General features: G+C 48.9%; 10 protein-coding genes. 9 read left to right on the top strand and 1 reads right to left on the bottom strand.

The annotated features are described in order from the left end of the window. The first annotated feature begins 7 nt into the window (after positions 1-7). The 3 genes from ilvN to ilvC are packed head-to-tail and all read left to right on the top strand — an operon-like array spanning position 8 to position 2411. Positions 8-568 carry an acetolactate synthase small subunit gene (gene ilvN / locus DW039_RS01850; RefSeq protein WP_005833135.1) on the top strand — a complete coding sequence of 187 codons (561 nt, stop codon included), beginning with the start codon at positions 8-10 and terminating at the stop codon, positions 566-568. Continuing rightward, complete coding sequence (locus tag DW039_RS01845; RefSeq protein WP_034523242.1) at positions 568-1317, top strand: acyl-[acyl-carrier-protein] thioesterase; 750 nt, start codon at positions 568-570, stop codon at positions 1315-1317. Before ilvN ends, DW039_RS01845 begins: the two co-directional genes overlap by 1 nt. A 50-nt stretch (positions 1318-1367) precedes the next feature. Next, positions 1368-2411, top strand: a complete 1044-nt coding sequence (gene ilvC / locus DW039_RS01840) for a ketol-acid reductoisomerase (RefSeq protein ID WP_005833131.1) — start codon at positions 1368-1370, stop codon at positions 2409-2411. Between the two features lie 61 nt (positions 2412-2472). Here ilvC and DW039_RS01835 read toward each other — a convergent pair whose 3' ends face one another. Further along, a complete protein-coding gene (locus DW039_RS01835; RefSeq protein ID WP_034523241.1) occupies positions 2473-4368 on the bottom strand; it encodes an AAA domain-containing protein in 1896 nt (631 codons plus the stop codon). Between the two features lie 132 nt (positions 4369-4500). Between DW039_RS01835 and DW039_RS01830 the strand changes: the two genes are divergently transcribed. The 6 genes from DW039_RS01830 (at position 4501) to DW039_RS01805 (ending at position 12462) form a co-directional block, all read left to right on the top strand. After that, a complete protein-coding gene (locus tag DW039_RS01830) occupies positions 4501-6744 on the top strand; it encodes an aconitate hydratase (protein WP_057087214.1) in 2244 nt (747 codons plus the stop codon). Positions 6745-6747: 3 nt separating this feature from the next. Further along, the gene (gene icd / locus DW039_RS01825) at positions 6748-7908 is read left to right on the top strand and encodes an NADP-dependent isocitrate dehydrogenase (RefSeq protein WP_120381614.1); all 1161 of its coding nucleotides are present in this window, start codon (positions 6748-6750) and stop codon (positions 7906-7908) included. A 12-nt stretch (positions 7909-7920) separates the two neighbouring features. Further along, the gene (locus DW039_RS01820; protein WP_120381613.1) at positions 7921-9264 is read left to right on the top strand and encodes a citrate/2-methylcitrate synthase; all 1344 of its coding nucleotides are present in this window, start codon (positions 7921-7923) and stop codon (positions 9262-9264) included. A 248-nt stretch (positions 9265-9512) separates the two neighbouring features. Then, the gene (locus tag DW039_RS01815; RefSeq protein ID WP_118264451.1) at positions 9513-10283 is read left to right on the top strand and encodes a DUF1295 domain-containing protein; all 771 of its coding nucleotides are present in this window, start codon (positions 9513-9515) and stop codon (positions 10281-10283) included. A 79-nt stretch (positions 10284-10362) separates the two neighbouring features. Further along, positions 10363-11586, top strand: coding sequence for an NADH:flavin oxidoreductase (locus DW039_RS01810; RefSeq protein WP_044468476.1), 1224 nt, complete (start codon positions 10363-10365; stop codon positions 11584-11586). A gap of 36 nt (positions 11587-11622) precedes the next feature. Next, complete coding sequence (locus tag DW039_RS01805; protein ID WP_120381612.1) at positions 11623-12462, top strand: SDR family NAD(P)-dependent oxidoreductase; 840 nt, start codon at positions 11623-11625, stop codon at positions 12460-12462. Positions 12463-12504: the final 42 nt, after the last annotated feature.

Below are 12504 nucleotides of genomic sequence, written 5' to 3'. Positions count from 1 at the left end.
TCTATCTATGGATAAAAAACTATATACAATCATTGTTCATTCGGAAAACTTTGCCGGTTTGCTGAATCAGGTGACGGCTGTGTTTACCCGCCGGCAGATAAACATCGAGAGTTTGAATGTATCGGCCTCCTCCATCAAGGGGGTACATAAATATACCATTACCGCTTGGACGGATAAGGATACCATTGAAAAGGTGACCAAGCAGATTACCAAGAAAATAGATGTGCTGCAAGCCCATTATTTCACGGATGATGAAATCTATCAGCACGAGATTGCCCTTTATAAAATAACGACCCCTACGCTGGAAGAAAAACCGGAGGTGTCCAAAGTAATCCGTAAGTACAATGCCCGTATTGTGGAGGTGAATGCTGTATTTGCCATTGTTGAGAAGAATGGCATGAGTGAGGAAATAACCAATCTTTATGAGGAGTTGCGCCAGTTGGATTGCGTACTTCAGTTCGTCCGTTCGGGTCGCGTAGCCATTACGACCAGCTGCTTTGAGCGTGTCAATGAATATCTGGCGGACCGTGAAGCAAAATATCGTCAAAGTAAACACCAGGAATCATGATGAGCGAGAACAATAAAATAGGTACCTACAAGTTTGTTGCCGAACCGTTTCATGTCGACTTTACCGGACGGCTGACAATGGGAGTATTGGGCAACCATTTGTTGAATTGTGCGGGTTTCCATGCCAGCGACCGAGGTTTTGGCATCGCGACTCTAAACGAGGACAATTATACTTGGGTATTATCCCGCTTGGCTGTCGAACTGGATGAAATGCCTTATCAGTACGAAGATTTCTCCATTCAGACTTGGGTGGAGAATGTCTATCGCCTTTTTACAGACCGTAATTTCGCTATCATCGATAAGGAGGGTAAGAAGATTGGGTATGCACGTTCCGTTTGGGCGATGATTAGCATGAATACCCGTAAGCCGGCAGATTTGCTGGCTCTTCATAGTGGCAGCATTGTAGATTATGTTTGCGATGAGCCTTGCCCGATAGAAAAACCTTCGCGGATAAAGGTGGCCTCAAAGGAACCGGTTGCTGCTTTGGTAGCCAAATACAGTGATATTGACATTAACGGGCATGTGAACAGCATCCGTTACATCGAGCATATCCTTGATTTGTTCCCGATAGAGATGTATAAGGAGAAGCGCATCCGTCGTTTTGAGATGGCATATGTAGCCGAAAGCTATTATGGGGATGAGTTGACTTTGTTCATGGATGATGCCGGTGAGGGCGTTTACGATGTGGAGGTGAAAAAGAATGGCAGCGAAGTGGTCTGTCGCTCTAAAGTGATATTTACAGAGAAATAAATAAATTTATCAACGTTGGCGTAAGCCACAAATAAAAATTAAAACAAAAAATGGCACAATTGAATTTTGGCGGTGTTATTGAGAATGTAATGACCCGCGAAGAATTTCCTTTGGAAAAAGCACGTGAGATTTTGAAAGATGAAACAATTGCAGTAATCGGTTATGGCGTACAAGGCCCGGGCCAGGCTTGCAACTTGCGTGATAACGGTTTCAATGTGATTGTAGGACAACGTCCGGGCAAGACATACGAAAAGGCTGTGGCTGACGGATGGGTGCCGGGTGAGACTTTGTTCGGCATCGAAGAGGCTTGCCAGAAAGGTACTATCGTCATGTGTCTGTTGTCTGATGCGGCTGTAATGTCTGTATGGCCGACTATCAAACCTTATTTGACTCCCGGAAAGGCTCTTTACTTCTCTCATGGTTTTGCTATTACCTGGAACGACCGTACCGGCGTGGTTCCTCCTAAAGATATTGATGTTATTATGGTTGCTCCCAAAGGTTCCGGTACTTCACTTCGTACCATGTTCCTCGAAGGGCGTGGCTTGAACTCATCATATGCCGTCTATCAGGATGCTACGGGTAAGGCTTTTGACAAGACGATTGCACTGGGTATCGGTATCGGTTCGGGATATTTGTTCGAGACAACTTTCATCCGCGAAGCCACTTCCGACTTGACCGGTGAACGCGGTTCATTGATGGGTGCTATCCAGGGATTGCTGTTGGCTCAGTATGAAGTATTGCGCGAAAACGGCCATACTCCTTCTGAAGCATTCAATGAAACAGTGGAAGAGTTGACTCAATCTTTGATGCCATTGTTTGCCAAGAACGGTATGGACTGGATGTATGCCAACTGTTCTACTACGGCACAGCGTGGTGCGCTGGATTGGATGACCCCGTTCCATGATGCCATCAAGCCGGTTGTACAGAAATTGTATGCAAGTGTGAAGTCGGGCAACGAAGCTCAGATTTCTATCGACAGTAACTCCAAACCCGATTATCGTGAGAAGCTGAATGCAGAATTGAAAGCCTTGCGTGAAAGCGAAATGTGGCAGACAGCTGTTACAGTTCGTAAACTTCGTCCGGAAAACAATTAATCAGCTTTATATAAATAGGTGAAATACCCTCTTCGGTGTTACCGGAGGGGGTATTTCTTTATTATTGATTCCCTATATTTTGAATAAACTCCAATAGCTTCCGGTAAAAACCGTGATGTTTCAGCGTCTCTGCCTCTCCCAATATCACCAGCTTCATACGTGCCCGGGTGATGGCTACATTCATTCTCCTTAAATCATTCAGGAATCCTATCTGTCCTTCTTCGTTGGCACGGACAAGGCTGATGAAGATAACATCGCGCTCTTGCCCTTGGAAGCCATCCACCGTATTTACAGTGAACAAGCTGCGATAAGGCTTGAGTGAAGCGTCTGCCTTTATCTTGCTGCGGAGATATTGCACTTGTGCCTTGTAAGGGGAGATGATGCCGATGTCTATTTTTTCTTCCAGAATGCGGTTGCCACCGATACGGTTGATGTAGATTTTCAGTTCTGATAGGAGCAGGTCCGCTTCCGCCTTATTAATGCGTCCGAAAGTCTCTCCCACAAATTCTTCTTTGAAATCCATTTCGGAGGTGTCAATCCAGTGGATGGGGGTATCCCAGTCCAGGATGCCCCGGTAACGCACTTCGGGAGCGGCTTCCAACTCGCCATTATAAAACCATTGGGAAGGAAATTTCATGATTTCCTCGTGCATGCGGTATTGCACTTTCAGCAAAGAGACAACGGCAGGTTTGTTGGACACCACTTTCTCCATCAATGTTCGTTCCAGACCTCCACGGGCAGCTTCGTAGCATTTTATGGTGGGCGGAAGTTGGCAGTGGTCACCCGCCAACACCACGCGGTCTGCTTTTCGGATAGCTATCCAGCAGGCAGCTTCTAAGGCCTGGGCTGCTTCATCAATGAAAAGGGTGCCGAAACGGCGTCCGTTCAGCAGCCGGTGATTGCTGCTTACTAGCGTGGAGGCTATGACATGTGCCCCATCAAAAAGCTCTGCATTGATTTGTATTTCCAATGCGGTGGCGCGGTCGCGCAGGCGGCTCATACGGCTGCGTACTCCTTCGCGTTCGTCATAGCTGCCACGGCGGGCACGGCTGCCCAGTTCACGGAGATTTTTCCGGATGCTCCACAGCTCCGGATAAAGCGGATGGTTCTCGAAACGACGCTCGTAGGTAAAGGAAAGCATCTTGTCGTTGACACGGGTCGGATTGCCGATACGCAGGACATTGACGCCACGGTCTACCAATTTTTCCGAAATCCAGTCGACGGCAGTATTGCTTTGGGCACATACCAGTACCTGCGGTTCCCGATGCAGGGTTTCGTAGATGGCTTCCACTAAGGTGGTCGTTTTTCCGGTTCCCGGAGGACCATGTACAATGGCCACGTCGCGGGCACACAGCACTTTGTTTACAGCTGTCTCCTGCGTGGAGTTCAGCCAGGGAAACCGTACGGGGTAGAGCTCTCGGAAACCGGCTTTCGAGGTTCCCAGCAATATGTCCCGCAATTCGGCCAGGCGGTTGCCTTTGGAGCGTAACGTATCTTCCAAGGCTTCGAACATGGTCCGATAGGATGTTTCGTCGAAATAAAGTTGCACGCCGAGGTTGTCCGTTTCCTGCACTTCCATAACGGCACCGGCTCCGGGCATTATCGCTACCATCCGTGTCTCGTCGGCATAGCTTACGGTAGCGGTGAAGTTCATATAGGTTATTTTTCCATCGGCAGACTGGCGGAAAAAACATACGGGACGGCCGAACTCAAAATTATGTTCTATATCGGTATTTTCTGTGTGTGTAATTTCTATTACTAATTGATTCAGTGAATTATAGTAACTTCGTCCCGGAGTGGCAGGATACCAGCAAAGTCCCCGTTTCACTTTCCGGGCAACTCCCATGTTTTCGGTTTGGCGTTTGAATTCCTCTTTTTCGTATTCGTATTCCATGCGCAGCAAAAGTTGTTGCTGCTGGAGGTGAATAATAGGACTATTTGAATCTTGTTCCTTCATGGTTGCAAAGGTAATCATTCTTCGCTTCCGACAGAAAAAATGCTTTATTTTGTTAAACTATTCAGCCTTTTTATTTGTTTATGATATTAATTTGTAATCTTTACAATAATGAAAAACTAAAAAATAGTGGTTATGGTATATGATTTAACGATGCTCAAAACGTTTTATGCCGCTTATTCGGAGAAGATAGAACGCGTACGGAACGTACTGCGGCGTCCGATGACTTTAGCAGAGAAAATTTTGTATGCTCATTTGTATGATGGGGATAAAGTGAAGAACTACAGACGGGGAGAAGACTATGTGAATTTCCGTCCCGACCGTGTGGCCATGCAGGATGCAACGGCTCAAATGGCCTTATTGCAATTTATGAATGCAGGCCGTGAGCAGGTTGCCGTGCCTTCCACTGTGCACTGTGACCATTTGATTCAAGCATATAAAGGTGCAAAAGAAGATGTTGCGACTGCTACGAAGACCAACGAGGAGGTCTATAATTTTCTCCGTGATGTTTCTTCCCGCTATGGCATAGGTTTTTGGCAGCCGGGAGCAGGCATTATTCACCAGGTGGTATTGGAGAACTACGCATTTCCGGGTGGAATGATGGTAGGCACGGACTCTCATACGCCCAATGCCGGAGGTTTGGGCATGGTGGCCATTGGTGTGGGTGGTGCCGATGCGGTGGATGTGATGACCGGCATGGAATGGGAACTGAAAATGCCGCGTCTGATAGGCGTACACTTGAAGGGTAAATTGAGTGGCTGGGTAGCTCCCAAAGACGTTATTCTGAAGTTGGCGGGTATTCTTACTGTAAAAGGGGGAACCAATGCCATCATTGAATATTTTGGACCGGGAACCGCTTCATTGTCTGCCACTGGAAAGGCTACCATCTGCAATATGGGGGCAGAGGTGGGGGCGACTACCTCCCTTTTCCCTTACGATGAGCGCATGGGTACTTATTTGAAGGCTACCGGACGTGAAGAAGTGGCAAAAATGGCTGCTTCCGTAGCTGCCGACCTTCGCGCCGACGACGAAGTGCTGGCAAATCCGGAAAAATATTACGACCGCATCATTGAAATAGACCTCTCGCTGTTGGAACCGTATATCAACGGGCCCTTTACGCCGGATGCAGCAACACCGATATCGAAATTTGCCGAGGTAGTGATAACCAATAACTATCCCCGCCGGATGGAAGTCGGCCTGATAGGGTCGTGTACCAATTCGTCCTATCAGGATTTGAGCCGCGCAGCCTCCCTTGCCCGGCAGGTAAAGGAAAAGAATTTGAAGGTTGCTTCCTCGCTGATTGTCAACCCCGGTTCGGAGCAGATACGTGCCACTGCTGAACGCGACGGCATGATTGCCGCTTTCGAAGATATTGGCGCAACGATAATGGCGAATGCCTGCGGACCTTGTATTGGCCAGTGGAAGCGCCATACTGATGACCCTGAACGAAAAAATTCCATCGTCACCTCTTTTAACCGTAATTTTGCCAAACGTGCCGATGGAAATCCCAACACTTTTGCTTACGTCGCTTCCCCGGAGATAACGATGGCGCTGACCATTGCCGGTGACCTTTGTTTCGACCCGTTGAGGGATACGCTGGTCAATGCCAAAGGAGAGGTTGTGAAACTGTCCGAACCGGTCGGTGAAGAACTGCCGGCACACGGGTTTATAGGAGGAAAGGAAGGATACATTGCTCCAGGCAAAGGACAGACGGAAATTACGGTCAATCCTCATTCACAGCGCTTGCAACTGCTGACTCCCTTCCCTGCCTGGGATGGCATGGACTTGCTGAATATGCCTTTATTGATTAAAGTGCAAGGGAAATGTACCACCGACCACATCTCTATGGCGGGGCCATGGCTCCGTTTCCGGGGACATTTGGAGAATATTTCGGACAATATGCTGATGGGGGCTGTCAATGCTTTCAATGGAGAGACGAACAAGGTTTGGAACCGCTCCACCAATACCTATGGAACAGTGTCAGGCACTGCGAAGCTGTATAAATCAGAAGGCATCCCTTCCATTGTCGTTGCCGAAGAGAATTATGGTGAAGGTTCCAGCCGTGAGCATGCTGCCATGGAACCACGCTTCCTGAATGTACGCGCCATTTTGGCGAAAAGCTTTGCCCGTATCCATGAGACGAATTTAAAGAAACAAGGCATGTTGGCGCTGACCTTTACGGATAAGGCCGATTATGACAAGATTCGGGAACGCGACCTGATTTCTGTCATGGGGTTGAAAGATTTTGCTTCGGGACGTACGTTGAAGGTGGTTCTTCATCACGAGGACGGGAGTAAAGAAAGTTTTGAAGTACAACATACGTATAACGAACAGCAGATAGCCTGGTTCCGGGCCGGTTCTGCACTTAATGCAAGATAGAATATGGAAAAAATTACTGTACCTTTTATTACCGGCGATGGAGTGGGAGCAGAAGTGACCCCATCCATGCAGGCTGTCGTGAATGCCGCTGTCAAGAAATCCTATGGTGACCGGCGTGGCATTGAATGGAAAGAAGTGCTGGCAGGAGAACGTGCTTTCCACGAAACCGGCTCCTGGTTGCCGGACGAAACCATGGAAGCCTTCCGCACCTATAAGGTGGGCATCAAAGGTCCTTTGACAACTCCCGTCGGTGGAGGTATCCGTTCCTTGAACGTAGCCTTGCGTCAGACGCTCGATTTGTATGTCTGCCAACGTCCGGTACGTTGGTATAAGGGCATTGTTTCTCCACTCAAAGAGCCACAGAAGGTGGATATGTGCGTATTCCGTGAGAATACCGAGGATATTTATGCAGGCATCGAATGGGAAGCCGGAACTCCGGAGGCTGAAAAGTTCTATCGTTTTCTCCGTGATGACATGGGGGTGACAAAAGTCCGTTTTCCCGAAACCTCCTCGTTTGGCGTGAAGCCCGTTTCAAGAGAAGGAACAGAGCGCTTGGTGCGTGCCGCCTGCCAATACGCCCTTGAGCATCATCTGCCTTCCGTGACGTTGGTACACAAAGGAAACATCATGAAATTTACGGAAGGCGGTTTCAAGAAGTGGGGGTACGAACTGGCAGAACGTGAGTTTGGTAAAGAGCTGGCAGAAGGGCGTCTGGTCATCAAGGACTGCATTGCCGATGCATTCTTGCAGAACACGTTGCTTATCCCTGAAGAATATTCCGTGATTGCCACGTTGAATCTGAACGGCGATTATGTGTCCGACCAACTGGCTGCCATGGTAGGCGGCATCGGCATTGCACCGGGTGCGAATATCAACTATAAAACGGGGCATGCCATTTTTGAGGCTACTCACGGGACGGCTCCGAACATTGCCGGGAAAGACATTGTGAATCCCTGTTCCATCATCCTTTCCGCTGTGATGATGCTTGAATATCTGGGTTGGAAGGAAGCAGCCTCTCTTATAGAGAACGCTTTGGAGCAAAGTTTCACAGAAGCCCGTGCTACTGCCGACTTGGCCCGTTTTATGCAGGGTGGCGTCTCGCTGTCCACTTCGGCTTTCACCCGGGAGATTGTAAGGAGAATAGAAAATGGGAATAACGAATAAAACGAAACGATTATGAAGAAGGAGTATCTGATTTACAAGCTTTCCGAAGATTTGAAGGAAGCTACCCGGATTGAGAATGAACTGTTCAGGAAGTTTGATGTGAAGCGCGGTTTGCGTAATGAGGACGGCACGGGAGTCTTGGTGGGGTTGACCAAAATAGGCAATGTGGTCGGCTATGAACGCATCCCCGGTGGAGGGCTGAAGCCTATTCCCGGCAAATTGTTCTACCGCGGTTATGATGTGGATGACTTGGCACACGCCATCATCAAAGAGAAACGGTTCGGTTTTGAGGAAATTGCCTACTTGCTGCTTTCCGGCCGCCTGCCCGACAAGGAAGAACTCTCTTCTTTCCGTGAACTCATCAACGACAACATGCCGCTGGAGCAGAAGACCAAGATGAATATCATTGAACTTGAAGGAAACAACATTATGAACATCCTGGCGCGCAGCGTGCTCGAGATGTACCGTTTCGACCCGGATGCCGATGACACTTCCCGCGACAACCTGATGCGCCAGAGCATTGAGCTTATCTCGAAATTCCCGACCATCATCGCGTATGCCTATAACATGCTTCGCCATGCCACCCATGGCCGTTCATTGCATATCCGCCATCCGCAGGAAGACCTTTCCATTGCCGAGAACTTCCTTTATATGCTGAAGAAGGACTACACGGAGCTGGATGCCCGCACGCTCGACCTGCTGCTGGTTCTTCAGGCAGAGCACGGTGGCGGTAACAACTCCACTTTTACCGTACGCGTCACTTCTTCTACCGGGACAGATACGTATTCTTCGATAGCGGCAGGTATCGGTTCCTTGAAAGGGCCACTTCATGGAGGTGCCAATATCCAGGTTGCCGATATGTTCCACCATCTGCAGGAAAACATTCAGGACTGGACGAATGTGGATGAGATTGATACTTACTTCACCCGCATGCTCAACAAGGAAGCCTATAACAAGACCGGCTTGATATATGGTATCGGACATGCCGTCTATACCATTTCCGACCCGCGCGCCATTCTGCTGAAAGAGCTTGCCCGCGACCTTGCCCGCGAAAAAGGGAAAGAACGCGAGTTCGCTTTCCTTGAACTGCTCGAGGAGCGCGCCATTGATGTGTTTGGCCGTGTGAAGAATAATGGAAAGACGGTTTCGAGCAATGTGGATTTCTATTCGGGCTTTGTCTACGAGATGATTGGGCTGCCGCAGGAAATCTTCACGCCTTTGTTTGCCATGGCACGTATTGTCGGTTGGTGTGCTCATCGCAATGAAGAATTGAATTTCGAAGGCAAGCGTATTATCCGTCCTGCCTATAAGAATGTTTTGGATGAGGTGACTTATGTGCCCATTAAGAAACGGTAAGGATTAAACTTGTATCTTTTAAATCGTTCCATTACGGGGGAAAAATCGTTCCACCATGGTGGAACGATTTTTTCTCCATGGTGGAATGAATTTTACTCCATGATGGAACGATTAGGCTTTTGTATCTCTGCTGCTTAATCCTCTCAGTAAAAAACGCTGGTTTTTGTATGAAAAAACAATTTTATCCGGAGAAAACGATTTGTTTGTTGTGAGTTTTCTTTATCTTTGCTTCGCATAAATAAAGAACTATGAATCAGGAAACTTTTCAGATATTTCTGTGGGTAATGAGTGCTGTGGCATTGGCTGTCTTTATTGCACTCTATTTTGTCAAGGCAGGCTATGGCATGTTCCGTACTGCTTCGTGGGGAATTTCCATCAATAATAAACTGGCATGGGTGCTTATGGAAGCGCCGGTATTCATCGTCATGTTTGGGTTGTGGGGGAAGAGTGGAGCGGGATTTACCGTGCCGGTATATTTCTTCTTCCTGCTGTTTCAGTTGCACTATCTTCAGCGGGCCTTTATTTTTCCGTTCCTGCTGAAAGGTAAAAGCCGGATGCCGGTAGCTATTATGGCGATGGGTATCGTCTTCAACCTTTTGAACGGGATGATGCAGGCGGGCGGTTTGTTCTATTTCGCTCCCGAAGGCTTGTATGCCGATGGCTGGGCCTATTTGTTGAAACCTCATGCCTTGTTGGGAGTCATTCTGTTTTTTGCGGGTATGTTCATCAATTTGCATTCCGACTATGTGATACGTCATTTGCGTAAGCCGGGTGATACGAAGCACTACCTTCCCGGAAAAGGACTTTACCGATATGTCACTTCTGCCAATTACTTCGGTGAGCTGGTGGAATGGACTGGGTTTGCCATACTCACAGCTTCCCCTGCCGCTTGGGTGTTCGTCTGGTGGACGTTTGCCAACCTTGTTCCCCGTGCCGATGCCATTCACCGCCGTTATCGGGAGGAGTTTGGCGATGAGGCGGTAGGAAAGCGCAAACGCATCATTCCATTTCTTTATTAATGGAAAATGGAAAGTTGAAAATGGAAAATGAATAATTCATAACTTATAATTCATAACTCATAACTCATAACTCATAACGATGGAATCCAAGTTATTCACCCCCGTCACTTTCGGACCGTTGACCTTGCGTAACCGTACCATCCGTTCGGCTGCTTTCGAGAGCATGTGTCCCGGAAACGCTCCGTCGGACATGTTGCTCGACTATCATCGGTCGGTAGCGGCGGGCGGTATAGGTATGACTACTGTTGCCTATGCGGCAGTTACTCAGAGCGGCCTGTCTTTTGACCGCCAGTTGTGGATGCGTCCCGAGATTATCCCCGGACTCCGTAGGCTGACTGATGCCATACATGCGGAGGGGGCTGCGGCAGGCATCCAGTTGGGACACTGTGGCAACATGTCCCATAAGAGCATTTGCGGTTGTATGCCCGTCGGCGCATCTTCCGGTTTCAATCTTTACTCTCCTACCTTTGTGCGCGGACTGCGTGCCGATGAGCTGCCGGAGATGGCGCGTGCTTATGGGCGTTCGGTGAATCTGGCACGGGAGGCCGGATTTGATTCTGTAGAGATTCATGCAGGGCATGGCTATCTCATCAGCCAGTTCTTGTCCCCGTCCACCAACCATCGGAAAGACGAGTTCGGAGGCTCGTTGCAGAACCGTATGCGTTTTATGGATATGGTGATGGAAGAAGTGATGAAGGCTGCCGGCAGTGATATGGCTGTGCTGGTGAAGATGAACATGCGCGACGGTTTCCGTGGAGGGATGGAGCTGGACGAGACGATGCAGGTGGCCCGGAGACTGGAGCAGTCGGGAGCACATGCGCTGGTCTTGAGCGGTGGGTTCGTCAGTAAGGCGCCGATGTATGTCATGCGGGGCGAAATGCCTATCCGCAGCATGACGCATTACATGACCTGCTGGTGGTTGAAATACGGTGTACGTATGGTAGGCAAATGGATGATACCGAGCGTACCGTTTAAGGAAGCCTATTTCCTGGAAGATGCCTTGAAATTCCGTGCCGCCTTGAAGATACCGTTGGTTTATGTGGGTGGCCTGGTTTCCAGGGACAAGATAGATGAGGTGCTGGATGACGGTTTCGAGGCTGTGCAAATGGCACGTGCTCTGCTCAATGAGCCGGGGTTCGTCAACCGCATGCGTGCCGAAGAGAATGCACGTTGCAACTGCCGGCATAGTAATTATTGCATTGCCCGGATGTATTCCATCGAGATGGCATGCCATCAGCATTTGAAGGAGGAGCTTCCACCTTGTCTGAAAAAGGAGATAGAGAAAATCGAAGCGAAAGGCTGATTTTTAGTTTTTAATTTTCAATTTTTAATTATTAAAGTGAATTTAGCTGTTATAACCGGGGCAGACGGTGGCATGGGCATGGAAATTACCCGCGCAGTGGCAACTGCCGGCTATCAGGTCATCATGGCATGCCGTGACCCCCAAGCTGCCGAACCCAAGCGGCAACTACTGATGCGTGAAACCGGTAATCCGCGTATTGAGACTGCTCCCATTGATTTGGCATCTCTGGCTTCAGTGGCCGCATTTGCAGAGCATCTGTTGAAGCGGGGAGAGCCGTTGGCGTTGCTGATGAACAATGCCGGAACCATGGAAACGGAACGCCGCATTACCGAAGACGGACTGGAACGGACGGTGAGTGTCAATTATGTAGGGCCTTACCTGCTGACCCGCAAGCTGCTGCTGTTGATGGGAGAGGGGAGCCGTATTGTCAATATGGTATCTTGTACGTATGCCATCGGCCGTCTTGACTTCCCGGATTTTTTCCTCCGGGGCAGGAAGGGCGACTTTTGGCGCATTCCTATATATAGCAACACGAAGCTGGCATTGACTCTGTTCACCATTGACTTGGCCAGTCGTGTCAAGCACAAAGGTATTGTTGTGAATGCGGCCGACCCGGGGATTGTGTCTACCAATATCATCACCATGCATATGTGGTTTGACCCGCTGACAGATATGCTTTTCAGGCCTTTTATCCGTACTCCCCGTAAGGGAGCTGCAACGGCTGTCGGCTTATTGCTGGATGAGGATGCCGGTAAACGTACGGGTACATTGAATGCCAGTTGCCGTCCCAAGTCTCTTTCGGAGAAGTATACCCGGCATGTACAGATGGAAGAACTGTGGGAGAGGACGGAAAATATAGTGAAGAAATGGTTGTAAAAAACAGAGAAGGCGCATATGTCGCCTTCTCTGTTTATGGGG

It is taken from the genome of Bacteroides sp. AF39-16AC, from assembly GCF_003602735.1.
Taxonomy (GTDB): domain Bacteria; phylum Bacteroidota; class Bacteroidia; order Bacteroidales; family Bacteroidaceae; genus Bacteroides; species Bacteroides uniformis.
This window is presented reverse-complemented; position numbering and strand designations above follow the sequence as displayed.